A 14707-nucleotide genomic window follows, 5' to 3' on the forward strand; every position below is an offset into this window, starting at 1 on the left:
ATCATTTCAATAATAACCGTTGTATCTTGCCCGATGTTGTTCGGGGAATACTATCAATATGTTCCAGATAGACCGGTATCTTATAATTCTCCACCAGAGCCGCCATCTCTTTCCGGACCCTTTCATCATCCTCTTCCGTCAGGCAGCCAACGATGAAAGCCTTCACGACTTCTCCCATCACATCATCATGCACACCGATGCATGCAGACTCCTCAATACCCGGAATGGAGTTCAAGGCCTCTTCGACCTCAATCGGACTGACTTTTTTCCCGCCGACATTGATAATCTCCTTTTTACGGCTTTTCAGGTATATATAGCCGGAGTGATCAATGTAGCCCCAATCTCCGGTTTTGAAATAGCCGTTATAAAAATCATTCCTGAAGATATCTTCTGATACTCCCCAATAGCCAGCACACACATGTCCGCCCTTTACGCACAACTCGCCCTCCTGCCCTGCCGCAAGTAAATTTCCTTGTTCATCACAAACGACAATTTCCGTACCGGGAGAAGACTTGCCCACTGAATCCAAATGTTCCATATCGGTATGGAAATCGATAAAAGCGCTTCTCGAAGCTTCGGTCAACCCATAGTGCATACATATCTTGGTATCAGGCAACAGACGCATCAATCTCTCTTTCTCAGTTTTCGGCATAAATGCACTGCCTATCTCTATATACCTCAATTGGGAGGCATATCGGGCAATCCTATCCGCACTCATCTTGGCAATATAGGCCCAGCTGGCAGGCACCATACCAAAACCAGTGACCCTGCATCTTTCTATCTCACCGAAGAATCTCTTCATGCTGGCAAAGCTGCCCAAGAGGATTAGAGTGGCGCCTTTAGCCAGTACACATCTCAGCCGGCCCAAGCCGAAAGAATGACTGATAGGCAAAGCCAGCAATTCAATATCCTCGGAAGTATTCCCTATGAAAGTATTTATATTATTTGCAGCGGACAATTGGTTGGAGTAGGACAAAACCACCCCTTTGGGCATACCGGTGGTACCGGTAGTAAACAGAAGGTCGGCAATATCCCTCTCTTGAGGAAAAACCACATCAAAATCCTTATCGAATCCTATCTCTGTGAACGGAAGCACCTCATGTCCCCCTTTATTGCGTAGCTCGCCGATAATCATGGAAGGTGCTGCACAATCAATGATCCTTTCCAGACGGGTTACATTGGTCTCCGGATCAATCGGGACACAAATACACCCTGCCAGATGCGCTCCAAAATAGGCATAAATGAAATCTATATTTTTACTTGCAGAGACAATGATCCGGTCGCCCTTTCCCACTCCCTTAGAAATGAAATAGGCAGCCGTATGCTTGATATTGTTCCACAAGACACGATAAGAGACAGTCACTTCCCCCGAAATGACGGCCGTCTTTTCGGGAGAAGTAATTGAATGCCGATATATGATTTCCTCTATCACCATAATTATTACAACTTTTCCTCCACAGCTGCTATGATATCATGGACATCTTCCAGATCCATCATCTCTTCCGGCTCAAAATTGATATCAAAGGCCTCTTCTACATTAGAAAGGATTGTCAAATGTCCCATAGAATCCCATTGGGGAAAATCACCGATTGTACTATTCTCATTAACATTGGATACTTCCGTTTCACAGACAGAAGCTACAATCTCAAATACTTTTTCTTTTACGTTCATAATCTATCTATTTATAAATGACATAATCCGTTCTACGACTTTATCAGTTGATAATCCGTTCTGTTCCATCATATAAGGATAGTCACCCACTATGGAAAAACTATCCGAAGCTCCTATTTTCAGCAATTTAGGATGTGAGTTATATTGTGATAAGTAATCTGCCAAGGAGTCGCCCATACCTCCAACCATACGGTGTTCTTCAAGAGAAACAATGAAAGGCGCATTAAAATCTATAACTTCAATATCCAGAGGTTTGACAGTATGCATATCGACAACAGAAGCAGAAACTCCTTTCCCTGCTAAAATTTCAGCTACCTGCATAGCCATATACACCATACTTCCGGTAGCTATGATCTGCAAATCCTTCCCCTTTCGCAGAGTGACAGACTTGCCCACTTTGAAATCAAAATCCTCGTGATAGACAATAGGAGTTGCAGTTCCCCCATACAAGCGAATATATACGGGGCTTTCCAACTGTACTGCAGCTTCAAGAGCCTTCATTGCCTCCAATGCATCACAAGGAGCTATCACCGTCATACCGGGAATTGTTTTCATCAATGAAATATCCTCCAACGCATAGTGGGTATTTCCCATTAGTGTCAACGAAAATCCGGAACCAATCCCCACAAGAACTTGTGCCGAATGCATATACCCCAAGAATTGACGGACTTGTTCAAAGCAACGCATTGAAACAAAACAAGCCTGGGCTACTGATATTGTTTTATATCCTTCATCCGTCAATCCAGCTGCCACTCCAATCATGTTTTGCTCAGCAATTCCTAAGTTGAAAAACTTGTCTGGATACAAGGATTTAAATTTATCAAGTCCGGCAGGTGTTGACATATCAGCCGAGAGAACAATCACATTATCCTTTTTCCGAGCCACATCGGGCAATGTAATACCAAACATACTTCCACCTTGTCCTAAAGCTGAATAAATCTTAGGATTAATCTTACTATTTCCCATCATACATTGCTTTTATATCTTCTACAGCTTTTTCATATTTCTTCAATGACAACACGCAATGATGCGCCATCTTATTATTCATCAGAAATGAAATGCCATTCGCTTTTACTGTATCTGCGATAATCACCCTTGATACATCAGATGGCTTATTCAAAACGCATAGCAACTCCTCTATAGAATGCCCATTTACGACCTCCACTTCCAAACCAAACGACTTGAACTTTTCCTCCAAAGAGTATTGGTTCATGATTTCTTTGGTAGGACCATCTAGTTGATAGCCATTTCTATCTACAATGATTATAAGATTATTCAGTTTGAAATTTGCAATAGACATCAATGACTCCCATACGATTCCCTCGTCACACTCTCCATCACCCAATAGCACATAGACTTTATTACTCTGGTGCTTTTTCTGCATAGCCAAAGCTACTCCTACAGCATAAGATAGCCCCAAGCCAAGACTACCTCCCGAAAATTCTATTCCATAAGTTAAATTCCGATGTGGGTGTCCATGAAAAGAGGTACCATTCTTATCAAATGTGGATAAATCTTTCTCACACAGCAGGCCTTTCTTCCACAAAGCCGTATAGTAGGCTAAAACGCAATGTGCCTTACTGACGATTATCCGGTCCCTTTTCTCGTCAAATGTATCATCTACATGGGCTACCGAATAGAGCGTTGCAAATATCTCCATAGCAGAGAAAGCTCCACCTATATGAGAACCGTTACTGCCCGTACTTAAAGCCATTTCAAGAGCCTTAAGTTTCATATCATAACAATCTTTTTCCAGGCTAATTATTTTATTTTCAATCATATTCTATATCCCCCCGTAATTTCTATAACTTCACCGTCAATATATGACGAATCATCACTGGCAAGAAATGAAACGACTTTAGCCACTTCCTCCACAGTACCCAATCTTTTCAATGATGTATCATTAACCAGTTGCCCCATCACCTTGCTATCAACAGAGGTGCTCATATCCGTATCAAGATACCCCGGTGCTACAGCATTCACTCGAATCTTGGCTGAAGCAAGTTCTTTTGCCCAACAAGTAGTCATACTTATAAGGGCTGCTTTACTGGCTCCATATACAGTGTTACCCACAGTCGGTTTCAAGGCTGCAATAGATGCCACATTGATTATAGATGCCGATTTTGAGCGCAACATCAATTTCACAATTCCTTGTGTAATCTGCAGGGGAGCAAAATAATTCACTTGCATCACCCTATGAGCATCTTCCATCTTCAATCGGAGTAACCCATCCGTATTCAATATACCGGCATTATTCACAAGTATATCTATGACAATTTTTAAAGAGTATATTTCTTTTAAAGCAATCCGTATGGCATCCTCATCAGACAGGTCAAAATAGATAGGATATATCTGTATTCCATATTCTGATTGGCATTGCCTATAAAAAGCATCCTGCTCAGCTGTCTGTTTACGAGTGCAAGCTACAATATTGGCTCCATCGGCAACCAGTTCTTGCATTATTGCCTTGCCTATACCTCGATTACAACCCGTAATGAGGGCAGTCTTTCCTTTTAATTCTCCCATTCTACTTTTTTATTATCGTTTTTGCTGGATTCCCAAAATAAGTATATTCACTTTTAGCATCGGTCATCAGTACACTATGACAACCTATTGTTACTTTATGACCTACGTTTAATCCTTGTAACACAATAGAACTTATACCGAAGAAATTAATATCACCAGCTGAAACGCAGCCACAAATTTGAGTTGAAGGCATTATCACATTATAACTACCTATTTGAGTATCATGACCTATTGTAGAAAAAGCACCAAAATTATTAAAATCCCCTATCCGCACATGACAACTCAACAGACACCCAACATTAATAAAATTGCCTTTTCCAATAGAATAGTTATTCTCATCCATATATTTTACATCAGGGGAAATTATATTGGGATATTCTATCCGTTCCAGCATGATATTACTCACAATCTTCTGGATAGCAACAGGATTAGCAATCCCTATCACTAGGGCTAACGAACCTATATACGAATTCAGCACATTCATTCCACCTAGCACTTCACCGTATTCATTCTTTGTTCCAACTTCTAAACCATCATCAAAAAAACCAAGTAAGTTCCAAGTTGGCGTAACCATATTAATCTTTTTCAATACACAAGCAATCTCTCTTCCAAGACCACCCGCACCATAAATAGCAATATCCCGCATTATTCTACATTATCTATTAAACTATATCATTTTAATCACCTCTTTCCAATCGTACTCTTGTTCTTTAAAAGTTTGTGCAAACACTCGAGAAGCGCATCTTAATATATACGCTACCCCAAATACGATAAAGAACATTATGAGAATATTCAACGGAAAGACAGCGTTCATCTTATCCGTAAAAAGTGGAGACTGTACTAAATAGATTTCTAAACAGAGCCCACCTATAAACTTGATACCCCATCCCCAAATTCTATGTTCAAAACAAGATTTTAAAATTAGACTATTACATACTTTATAAAAATAATATGTAATAAACAATAAAGGAATCAGAGATATTATTTGCCATTCCCGCACCAAAGTCATTTTTGTAGTCAAAAACATAATGCCATAATACAGCGCCACATTCAACATCAGTTTTATAAAATCAAATTTAAAACAAAAATGAAAGTCTTTTTTAGAAATGCCAATTATTGCCCCCAACAACATGGGCAAAAACGAAAAACCATATCTCAAAACAGAACCACCATACATATTAAATCCCAAACCTCTGTCAAATGTGAAAAACCAGCACACACAAACTAATACAAATATCAAAAAGACATCTATCAATTTATGAAGAAAATATCGTTGAATAAAGTAAAGGAAAACATAATATATCATTATGCAACTAATGAACCATCCCCCCCCCCTTAAAAGCACATCTTTCATGTCATTATGATTATGAAAGAAAAAAGAGGTCAAAATAGCCCAAGCAAAAATAGTAGGATATATCCGATTGATTCTACGTTTATACCAATTATCAAATCTGCCCATCCTTCCAAGGAAAAGAGTAAAACCACTACAGAAAAAGAATAAAGAATCACCTATAGCTCCCCCCGTAGCCAATACACTATAATTACCATACAAGATTCCCATATGAGAATTTGTAATCAATATCGCAGCAAAGCATTTTAGTATATCTATACTAATATTTCTTTCCTTCATATACACTTAATTGTCACCGGTAAAAGAGGGCATTGTAACTTCCATTCCCCGGTTTATACCTTCTTTTGTAAACACTTTTTTTACTGTCAGAAGCATTATCTTCAAATCAAGTAAAAATGAACAATGCTCCACATACCACACATCCAATTCAAACTTCCGTGTCCAGCTGATGGCATTACGCCCATTCACCTGCGCCCACCCCGTAATACCAGGACGTACCTCATGTCGTCGGGCTTGTTCCTTACTATATAAAGGAAGATATTGGGGGAGTAAGGGACGAGGACCTATCAAAGCCATATCCCCTTTCAAGACATTAATCAACTGTGGTAACTCATCAATACTTGTAGAACGAATGAACCTACCCACTTTAGTCAAACGCTGTACGTCCGGTAACAGATTCCCTTCCGCATCCCACTCATCCGTCATGGTCTTAAACTTTATAATACGGAATATTTTGCCATGTTTTCCTGGGCGTTCCTGAGTAAAAAAGACTCCAGCACCTTTATTGGCAAAATGCAACCAAAGGGCAACAAGAAACAATATCGGCCAAATCAAAGCCAACACACAAAACACAAGGATGAAGTCAATCACCCTCTTAAAAAAATGAGAATACATGATTTAATGGTTATACACTAAGAAGAAATCGTATCTATATATTTTAAAGAATTATTCTCTGACAACAAGATGATAATAATCTTCAAAATCTTCATGTACAAAAAAGGAATAGCCCGATGAAGAAGCCAATACATCAAACTCCATTACGGTTATTATTTGAAACAACAAGTTCAACCTTTTCATCAGACAAGAAATCCAAAAAACCAGCCAATTTTTTGCCAATCAAAAAACTAATCCAAAGATTTGTATCAATAATGATTCTCGTTTTGCAGTCGCTTTTCATAATTTTCTTGTCTTACCGTTTCTACTTCAGAATCAATATCTTCTTGCAAAATCTCATTTGTTTTCAAGACATCCAACAACCGCTTCAATTTGCTGCCTCTCACCTCAGCAGCAAGTGCACGATTCAATTCCAATTTGTCTTCATCAGATATTAGTTATTGGAATATTAAAACAAAATCAGACATTATTGTCCAAAGAGCGGTACTCTTCCAATAGTGCTTCCCAAACTTTATGCTGCTCATAACGCTCTATAATCATCGGACGGGCGCGTTTTGCCATTTCTTTTACTTCTGCATTCCGATGCTCATACATCCATTTCATAGCCTCATACAAGGCTTCTTCATCACGTGGCGGAATTATCCTTCCATTCACACCGTCTTGGATTATTTCGTTGCAACCATTTATATCCGTGGTTATACATGGAACACCTAATGCACCGGCCTCCATGAGCACCATTCCAAATCCTTCCCTATACGATGGCAAAACAAACACATCAGAAGCACACATAAATGGTCTGACATCCTTTTGAATTCCCCAAAAATGAATTTTAGAATTCAAATGTATGTCTTCCTTAGTAGTTTTATCTACCGGGTTATCATTATCCTCAAACTGGCCAATCAACATCAAATTTATATCATTGTATATAGCAGACAATCTATTAAAAGCTGATACCAGTTCGTTTATCCCTTTATCTTTCACAATGCGCCCAACAAAACAGAAAACAAATCTATCAACAGAATTTGCAATAGAAGAAAGTGCCTCCAAAGAAACCATCTTCCTGTCAAACCTATCAGTATCAATACCATTGGCACTCCCATTCCAAATAACTTTCAATTTTGATGCTTTAGAAATGCCGTCTTCCATTAATGTTGCTTTTACCCCATTACTCACACAAAGAACCTCTGTGGCACAATAGCATGAGACACGCTCCATTGTTTTCAACAAAGTTCTCATCAAACCGCCATATCCCTGATACCTGAGTCCATGACACATGTAAATTCTTACAGGCACACTTGTCAGTTTAGCTGCTATCATCGACAAAAAACTTCCTTTAGGGGTATTTCCATGTACAATATCAGGCTTCTTTTTGCTGAAGAAAAACAAGAACCTTATGAGACTTTTAAAGTCATTCAAAAGTGAAATCGGCCTCTCCATTGGGATATGATAAGTATCAATTCCCTCTCCCTCACCAAAGTGCTCAAGATTTTTTTTATCAGACGAGATAGCAACTACCTCAAAATCATTGCTCAAATATGCCAATTGCCCTTTAAAGAAGTTTAATGATGCAGGTACAGTAGTCACTATATAAAACTTCTTTCTATTATTCTTTTTCATCTGAACTATCTTTCCATTCCAATGCTCCATCATTTCAAAATGATTCTCGGTTTCGGCAATACCACAGTTGCATTATCGGGTACATCTTCCACCACTACCGCATTCGCACCCACTTTAACATTATTACCTATTGAAACACCGGGCAATATCTTCGCACCAGCTCCTATCAATACATTGTTTAGTATTTTTACCCCCCCCCTGTGCAATTGTAACTTGTTGATATATAATACTATTTGCTCCTATGCGAACATCGTGTCCCACTATAATCCCCTTTGGTCCATGAGGAAGGTGGGGAGGAGTTGCAAAATAAGCTCCGGAATTTAAGTTAGTTCCAAAAGAACAATTGTGATAAGCATCTGTACGTTTGATGTAATATAAATAATATAGTTTTAGTAAAAGGTAAGTTTTATCATTGGGATTAATTACGATATCTCGCCGTTTCCAATATTTTTCGTGATTATAGTGTTGAATCCATGACAAAAGCACACGTCCAAGTTTATGTTGAAAAGAAAAAGGCTTCATTTTACGATAGAAATAAGGTATTGATAAAACGATTCTCTCTTTTGTTGAAGAATAGAATCATAATATTTTTTGGCAAATTCATAGTTTCTACTTGCTTGCTTGTCTATCGCCTCTATATGGTTCAACAAGAACTCAATTTTATCGGTTAAAGCCTGCGAATCATCAACCGGAATCAACACTTGTTCATCCAACAATTCAGGAATCCCCCCCACTTGGGTACCAATACAAGGCAATCCCATAGCCATTGCTTCAATTAAGGCACGTGGCAATCCCTCAGTACGTGAAACTAACAGAAAAAGATCAGTATTCCTCAATGTTTCATCCACCTCATCCCGGCTTACATTTCCCTTAAAAATCACATCATTGGAAATATGTAATGTTGATGCCAATTTCCGCATTGCCTCTTTATGCTTACCTTCCCCCAACCATGTCAACTTACAATCCACCCCTCTGGTCTTTAACAATGCCAACGCCTGCAAAACCACATCAGGCGCCTTATACATTTGTTCCAAAGAACCTACCGACAACAGATTGTACTCCTTCTTTTTATACAATTTTTTTCCTGAAGACGGTAAATTACAAGAGCAAATCTGTACATTTGATGCTGAAATGCTAAAGACTGAATTACTTATCGGATAACGCTTTTGCAACTGATATTCTGTAACATAAAGAGCAGCATTTGCTTGAGCAACAGTCTGTTTCAAATCATGCGTCCCCCTATAACGAAAATACACACGAAGTGGATGTCTAACAGCCCCAGGAGCAAATACGTCCCATGGGTCTCCTACCACTTCCACCCCATAAGGCATCCCATTTTTTTTCAAATGCCTTGCCATAAGTGTCCCTATTTCCCCTGGAACCCGACAAATATAAACACATCCAGACATTAAATTCGCTGCAACTATCTTATTTAGCTTTCTACGTACTTTCAAATATTGTATAGGTCCGACATAATACGGCAAATCTATAAACGAAACTCGTTCATTCGATGCCAAATACTTATCGTTTATCGGATAATCATCATCAAGAAGCACACGCGCCATTACGTACACATGGCCGAACTTACGCAAATAACGTTCCCATAAACTATTAGTAAGCCCCCCATCAATACTGTACACTACCCCTGAAGACCTACGCACAAAACGTGCTTCTGTACAAAAAACCAAGTCCATAGATAATTAAGATTATAACTCTCTTCTAAATTTAGCGAACAATTCATCCGCATCAAAATGCTGTTGCGCCCACTCTTTACACATATACTCCGCTCCGTCACTCTCCCCTTTATAGATTCGTTCTATCACTTTCACAGCCCTTTCACTGTCACAAGGAGGAAGAAGCAATGAACGAATTGCAGGAGGAACCGATTCTTTTATCGGAGCTATATCAGAAGCAACAAAAGGCAACCCTGTAGCCATAGCTTCAATCAGAGCATTGGGCTGCCCTTCTGTCAGCGACGGGAAATAATATAAATCAAATAATGGAAGAATCCGAAGAACATCATCCCTATAACCAAGCAGATGAATTTGTTTATTCAACCCCATCTGCTGAACCATCATTTCGTATTTCTCTTTCACTCCTTTACCCACCAATACAAAATGAATATCTTTATACTTATGGCAAAGTTCAGAAGCAACCTTCAAAATGGTATCATGATTTTTTGCCTCATTACAGCGTCCTGTATGCCCTACAACAAAAGCATCAGAAGGCAAACCAAATTCTTGGCGTAACCGTTTCTTTTCCAGTTTTGACAACTTTTTCATGTCCATTCCATTATAGATAACATCAAATCTATCTGACGTCCTGTCACGTTTAGGAAAGAAAAAATCAAGTGCTGCTACTGAATTTGAAAGTATCTTGGTAGCAAAGACTGATACCAGTTTTCTCATACAAGCATTATAGAGTAACCGAATACGTGTCTCCCTAAAATGATTTGTAGAACCACGATAAAATGCGATTCTCTTTTTTACCCTCGCGAACCAAGCTACAAAAAGAGGTAGTCCTGCAAAATTCCCGGTAAAATCGCAAACCGTATCGACCTGCTCCCTTTTCAGCAATTTATAATATCTATAATACCGAACACCACCAAAATATGAAAAATACATAGGGATAACTCTTACCATCTGAGTATATTGGGGATAAAGTTCTCCCAAACCACCCGATTTGCAAATCACAATAGCTTCATGTTCTTGAAAATATTCCAAATATCTAAGTAGATATGTTTCAATACCACCTTGCTCTAAAGAGGTTATAAGAAAGAGAGTTTTCATCTTAATTATTAAATGGAATATCCTTCAGGATTAGTTTTTATACTTAGCAATTCTATTATATTTGATGTAAACAAAGAAAAATTCAATGTTCTATACTCCCTCCCAAGAATGAAAGAGAAAGGTCCTGATATGCAGACTATAAGACACAAACAAATCAACAACCTTTTTAAATACCACTTGAAGGCAAATGTATAAAGCGCATAAACAACATACAGTACGATTAATAGTTTGAACATCATCAAATTGCGAGAGAGAATATATGAAGATGATGAAAAAAAAAGATAAGAGAAAAACAAGATGAAAAAATTATGAAATCTTTCAAAAAAACTCCCTTTTTCAATCTTTCTATTCACAGAATAAGCAATTATCGGATAGAAGAAAAGCAATCCTAAAATAATAAAAAAACGAAGAACAGAACCAGAATACAATGCTGAATCCACTTCACCCTGAAATAGATAAGCATCTATTTTTTCGGCAATCCCGGCACCCATTCCTCCCATAGAAGAACAGATATTCATCAACCAAGCCATCAATGGAGTAAAATAAAAGAAAGCAGACATCATACATAATGCTATAATCCAAAGTATCTTCTTCTTCACCATACAAGCACAAATGTATAATGCAACGATGGGATATAATGAAAAATGCAACAAGCAAGGTATTATCAACAATAATCCACGTTTTAGCATAGACATTTCAGATTTTGTTATGATATATAAGAATATCATAATCGCATTCCCTTGTCTCATACCCGAAAACTCATATATAGGAATTAAAGCCAAAAACATAATCAGTAAAAGCAGAAATATCTTCGATGATTGTATGGACAAAACACTACACCAATTTCGTATAATCCCTACCATAAAACCATAATAAATAGATGCTCCCAGAAATCCTACAATTTGATGCGTATTAACATATTTTCCTAATGTCCAATATAACAAATCTAAAAAAAAATCAGGTTTCTCCGATAGGGACTCATAAAAGACAAAATCCGAAAAAGAAACAGCTTGTTTCATTTTATCAAACATCACATAATGACGAGTGATGTCCATTGTTGAAAAAGGTAAGCAGGTATAACCCAAAAGTCCAAAGAACAGAACAATGACAACGGTTGTAAATGCTTCTTTTTGTTTGGATAGCAGATAAACAGCTAAACAAAATGCAAGAAATGGATTTATCAAAAAAAGAAATGCCAAAAACATTCTTTTTCCAAACACATCTTTATTTACCATGAATTACATAGTCAGAAATTTCGTAAAATCCACATTCGTAGTTCATATTTCAAATTAGCCAAATACGGAAAAAAGAAACAATTAATTTTTAAATATAAAATGAAAGCCTGAAAAAGAGGGAATATATTCAATAAATTATGTAAGGAAATATACTTTCGTAAATCTTCTTCCGGAAAGAGTATATGACTACTTACGTTATACTTCATTAAATCGACTCTTTTCAAAATAGTTGATTTAATAAGATATTCCGATAAATCATTTTTCGACTTCAAAAAATTAAATTGCCAATGTTGAAAAAACAAAATTTGTGGAAGTTTACTTCGAGTATCTCTCATAATAGATGATGTGGAGTTGAATACATAACAATAAGTAGGCTCCTGAATGACAACTACTTTTTTTACATGCTCCACTACTTGATAAAAAAGAAGCGCATCTTCACTATTCGTTTGATGAACTTTCGTCTCATATAAATAATCTCGGAATAGTTTTGCCGAAAATATTTTTGCCCATAAAGAATGAGACATTTCTCCGGATAACAATGATTTATAAACAGAAGTGCGATCCTCACCGTACGATAGCTTATTGTACTGAACTACATTTTTCCCTCTAAAGGTATGTCTAACGTATGATGATACTACAATATCTGCCTGAGTAGAACAGATCGCTTCATATAACAATCCCAAAGAATCAGGTAACAGATAATCATCACTGTCACAAAAAACAAAATATTCTCCCCGCGCGTTTAAATAACCTTCCCGACGTGTCCACATTAATCCCATATTTTGCTTATTGTGACGTACAACAAAACGATCATCTTTTGATGCATATTGCTCAACAATCATCATAGAGTTATCAGTACCACAATCATCCACTATCACAACTTCAAAGTCCTGAAAACTTTGAGCTAAAATCGAGTCAAGACAACGAGCAATATATCGCTCTACATTATAGACTGGTATAATTACAGATATTTTCATGATATTATTTAATCAATTCAGCAAGAGCTTTTTTTTGCACTTTATTAAAGAAAAAAAGATAAACTAAAGACAATAATAAAATTCCCGAAATCAAAAATAATCCAACTAATTCAAGCATATTAGAGGTTATACAAAAATAAGCTATAGATTTAGAAAAAGTATAAGCCATAATCAGCACTAAGCAAATTTTCAAAAATATGATTACCACTTGATGCTTACTATCCGGATATGTTTTTAAAAAAAAGATAGAATTAAGTGTAAAACTTTGAATTATTACAATAAATGAAGAGAAACATAACATTAATGAAATTATATCAATAGTATTCATTTCTTTTTTTGACACAAAATGAGAAATAAACCATAGAATCCCCACATTCAATATTCCCATCATTACGGTTATAATAGCTGGATATCGAACGATATTACACGCTCTATTTGAAAATGCATAAATACCCGCAGCAGCAAAAAAAGGTAACGGTAATAATTTCAATGTAAGCCACCTATCATATTCAGAAAAGGAAGAACCAAGCCAACAGGTCAGCACATTCGACGCCATTCCCATCATGATGCCACACATAATTGCAGACAGCGACCCTACAATAAGCGAATTATTGAGTACTATATTCTGCACTTTATCATGTTCTCCCTTAGCATAAGCTTTTAAAATAATAGGACCATACAATGAGCCTATCACAGAGACCACTAAACCTACATAAACTCCAAATTCAGAAACAGCACCCAAAGTTCCAGAATCACTTATACCAAAACTATTATTTACTATAATATTATCAATCCGATATATCCCTACATCTCCCATTTGATGTATTATAGTCCACAAAGCCATTCCCCAAATGGATACCAATAATGTCTTATCAAATAAACTAATTTTTATAGTGATATGATTATTTCTTGATTGCCTGAACAAGATATAACTGAACAAGAGAACCAGTATTTCAGTTATTAAATTAGCCACGCCTATATATACCACATTCTTATCTAAAAAACTGAAAAAGAGAATAGCTAAAACAAACTTTAGACAAGTCCGTCCTATCTTCAGCCAATTCATCAAATCTAGTTTATTTTCCGCATACAGCGTTACATTCAGCGATGAAGAAAACAAAGAAGTAAAAAGACTGCAAATAGTAAACAAAAACAAAAATTTCGCACTCCTAAACTGATCAATTGGAAGATTAAATAAGTCCTCCAAATGATCTATAAATACAAATAGTACGGGAAACAATATGATAATGGATATAATAAAAACCCCCATTATCGTACTTAAACATTTAGAAGCTCTTTCAGTGTCATTCCGCTGCAATGCAATGGAATAAAATCGTGTCAGAGCACCACTCAATGAGCCAGTTAATACACTGATATATTGATTAATAACCAATGTTAATGGCAGTATTCCATAAGCTGCTACACCTAATGAACGAATCAGATATGGTGTATACAATATTCCTACAACCACATTAGCAATCAGTGCAAGAATGTTGGATATAAAATTCTTATGCAACTGGGTTACTTTCATAAAATTTTTTGTATTCAGACACCTACCAAAGATAGAACATTAATCTATACTGAATATCATTACTGTCCCATTAAAATCTAAAAGAGTTCTTTGAAATATTTGAAATTTAGTTAGTT

General features: G+C 36.9%; 17 protein-coding genes. All 17 read right to left on the reverse strand.

Features of this window, described 5'->3' with window-relative positions; all coding sequences use genetic code 11:
* Position 1: 1 nt before the first annotated feature.
* Positions 2–1435, reverse strand: a complete 1434-nt coding sequence (locus DWZ67_RS17660; protein ID WP_120028781.1) for a class I adenylate-forming enzyme family protein — start codon at positions 1433–1435, stop codon at positions 2–4.
* A gap of 5 nt (positions 1436–1440) precedes the next feature.
* Positions 1441–1671 carry an acyl carrier protein gene (locus DWZ67_RS17665; RefSeq protein ID WP_005832318.1) on the reverse strand — a complete coding sequence of 77 codons (231 nt, stop codon included), beginning with the start codon at positions 1669–1671 and terminating at the stop codon, positions 1441–1443.
* Between the two features lie 3 nt (positions 1672–1674).
* Complete coding sequence (locus DWZ67_RS17670) at positions 1675–2640, reverse strand: transketolase family protein (RefSeq protein ID WP_009038242.1); 966 nt, start codon at positions 2638–2640, stop codon at positions 1675–1677.
* Positions 2627–3451: a 1-deoxy-D-xylulose-5-phosphate synthase N-terminal domain-containing protein gene (locus tag DWZ67_RS17675; protein WP_009038241.1), complete on the reverse strand. Its 825-nt coding sequence runs from the start codon at positions 3449–3451 to the stop codon at positions 2627–2629. The genes DWZ67_RS17670 and DWZ67_RS17675 overlap by 14 nt, the downstream gene beginning before the upstream one ends.
* The gene (locus DWZ67_RS17680) at positions 3448–4197 is read right to left on the reverse strand and encodes an SDR family NAD(P)-dependent oxidoreductase (RefSeq protein ID WP_009038240.1); all 750 of its coding nucleotides are present in this window, start codon (positions 4195–4197) and stop codon (positions 3448–3450) included. Before DWZ67_RS17680 ends, DWZ67_RS17675 begins: the two co-directional genes overlap by 4 nt.
* A gap of 1 nt (position 4198) precedes the next feature.
* The gene (locus DWZ67_RS17685; protein WP_009038239.1) at positions 4199–4843 is read right to left on the reverse strand and encodes a serine O-acetyltransferase; all 645 of its coding nucleotides are present in this window, start codon (positions 4841–4843) and stop codon (positions 4199–4201) included.
* Positions 4844–4864: 21 nt separating this feature from the next.
* Entirely contained in the window at positions 4865–5827 is a 963-nt protein-coding gene (locus DWZ67_RS17690) for an acyltransferase family protein (protein WP_009038238.1), read from the reverse strand.
* A 6-nt stretch (positions 5828–5833) separates the two neighbouring features.
* On the reverse strand, positions 5834–6442 hold the full coding sequence (locus tag DWZ67_RS17695) for a sugar transferase (RefSeq protein ID WP_009038237.1): 609 nt from the start codon (positions 6440–6442) through the stop codon (positions 5834–5836).
* A gap of 133 nt (positions 6443–6575) precedes the next feature.
* Entirely contained in the window at positions 6576–6725 is a 150-nt protein-coding gene (locus tag DWZ67_RS20505) for a putative toxin-antitoxin system toxin component, PIN family (protein ID WP_229075440.1), read from the reverse strand.
* A 176-nt stretch (positions 6726–6901) separates the two neighbouring features.
* Positions 6902–8059: a glycosyltransferase family 4 protein gene (locus DWZ67_RS17710; RefSeq protein WP_009038235.1), complete on the reverse strand. Its 1158-nt coding sequence runs from the start codon at positions 8057–8059 to the stop codon at positions 6902–6904.
* 29 nt (positions 8060–8088) lie between these two features.
* The gene (locus DWZ67_RS20630; RefSeq protein ID WP_317126636.1) at positions 8089–8265 is read right to left on the reverse strand and encodes a DapH/DapD/GlmU-related protein; all 177 of its coding nucleotides are present in this window, start codon (positions 8263–8265) and stop codon (positions 8089–8091) included.
* On the reverse strand, positions 8183–8581 hold the full coding sequence (locus tag DWZ67_RS17715; RefSeq protein ID WP_317126637.1) for a hypothetical protein: 399 nt from the start codon (positions 8579–8581) through the stop codon (positions 8183–8185). The genes DWZ67_RS20630 and DWZ67_RS17715 overlap by 83 nt, the downstream gene beginning before the upstream one ends.
* Positions 8578–9753 carry a glycosyltransferase gene (locus tag DWZ67_RS17720; protein ID WP_009038233.1) on the reverse strand — a complete coding sequence of 392 codons (1176 nt, stop codon included), beginning with the start codon at positions 9751–9753 and terminating at the stop codon, positions 8578–8580. Before DWZ67_RS17720 ends, DWZ67_RS17715 begins: the two co-directional genes overlap by 4 nt.
* A gap of 12 nt (positions 9754–9765) precedes the next feature.
* Complete coding sequence (locus tag DWZ67_RS17725; RefSeq protein WP_009038232.1) at positions 9766–10848, reverse strand: glycosyltransferase; 1083 nt, start codon at positions 10846–10848, stop codon at positions 9766–9768.
* An 8-nt stretch (positions 10849–10856) separates the two neighbouring features.
* Positions 10857–12083 (reverse strand): EpsG family protein, encoded by a 1227-nt coding sequence (locus DWZ67_RS17730; protein WP_232281782.1) that lies wholly within the window; start codon positions 12081–12083, stop codon positions 10857–10859.
* Positions 12084–12094: 11 nt separating this feature from the next.
* Positions 12095–13060 carry a glycosyltransferase family 2 protein gene (locus tag DWZ67_RS17735; protein WP_009038230.1) on the reverse strand — a complete coding sequence of 322 codons (966 nt, stop codon included), beginning with the start codon at positions 13058–13060 and terminating at the stop codon, positions 12095–12097.
* 4 nt (positions 13061–13064) lie between these two features.
* On the reverse strand, positions 13065–14591 hold the full coding sequence (locus DWZ67_RS17740; protein WP_009038229.1) for an oligosaccharide flippase family protein: 1527 nt from the start codon (positions 14589–14591) through the stop codon (positions 13065–13067).
* Between the last annotated feature and the right edge of the window lie 116 nt (positions 14592–14707).

It is taken from the genome of Bacteroides sp. AF34-31BH, assembly GCF_003602795.1.
Lineage (GTDB): Bacteria > Bacteroidota > Bacteroidia > Bacteroidales > Bacteroidaceae > Bacteroides > Bacteroides uniformis.

Bases quoted from the DNA above. Each gene is read 5' to 3' on its own strand.
- DWZ67_RS17660 (WP_120028781.1), bottom strand. From the start codon at position 1,435: ATGGTGATAGAGGAAATCATATATCGGCATTCAATTACTTCTCCCGAA.
- DWZ67_RS17665 (WP_005832318.1), bottom strand. From the start codon at position 1,671: ATGAACGTAAAAGAAAAAGTATTTGAGATTGTAGCTTCTGTCTGTGAA.
- DWZ67_RS17670 (WP_009038242.1), bottom strand. From the start codon at position 2,640: ATGATGGGAAATAGTAAGATTAATCCTAAGATTTATTCAGCTTTAGGA.
- DWZ67_RS17675 (WP_009038241.1), bottom strand. From the start codon at position 3,451: ATGATTGAAAATAAAATAATTAGCCTGGAAAAAGATTGTTATGATATG.
- DWZ67_RS17680 (WP_009038240.1), bottom strand. From the start codon at position 4,197: ATGGGAGAATTAAAAGGAAAGACTGCCCTCATTACGGGTTGTAATCGA.
- DWZ67_RS17685 (WP_009038239.1), bottom strand. From the start codon at position 4,843: ATGCGGGATATTGCTATTTATGGTGCGGGTGGTCTTGGAAGAGAGATT.
- DWZ67_RS17690 (WP_009038238.1), bottom strand. From the start codon at position 5,827: ATGAAGGAAAGAAATATTAGTATAGATATACTAAAATGCTTTGCTGCG.
- DWZ67_RS17695 (WP_009038237.1), bottom strand. From the start codon at position 6,442: ATGTATTCTCATTTTTTTAAGAGGGTGATTGACTTCATCCTTGTGTTT.
- DWZ67_RS20505 (WP_229075440.1), bottom strand. From the start codon at position 6,725: ATGAAAAGCGACTGCAAAACGAGAATCATTATTGATACAAATCTTTGG.
- DWZ67_RS17710 (WP_009038235.1), bottom strand. From the start codon at position 8,059: ATGAAAAAGAATAATAGAAAGAAGTTTTATATAGTGACTACTGTACCT.
- DWZ67_RS17715 (WP_317126637.1), bottom strand. From the start codon at position 8,581: ATGAAGCCTTTTTCTTTTCAACATAAACTTGGACGTGTGCTTTTGTCA.
- DWZ67_RS17720 (WP_009038233.1), bottom strand. From the start codon at position 9,753: ATGGACTTGGTTTTTTGTACAGAAGCACGTTTTGTGCGTAGGTCTTCA.
- DWZ67_RS17725 (WP_009038232.1), bottom strand. From the start codon at position 10,848: ATGAAAACTCTCTTTCTTATAACCTCTTTAGAGCAAGGTGGTATTGAA.
- DWZ67_RS17730 (WP_232281782.1), bottom strand. From the start codon at position 12,083: ATGGTAAATAAAGATGTGTTTGGAAAAAGAATGTTTTTGGCATTTCTT.
- DWZ67_RS17735 (WP_009038230.1), bottom strand. From the start codon at position 13,060: ATGAAAATATCTGTAATTATACCAGTCTATAATGTAGAGCGATATATT.
- DWZ67_RS17740 (WP_009038229.1), bottom strand. From the start codon at position 14,591: ATGAAAGTAACCCAGTTGCATAAGAATTTTATATCCAACATTCTTGCA.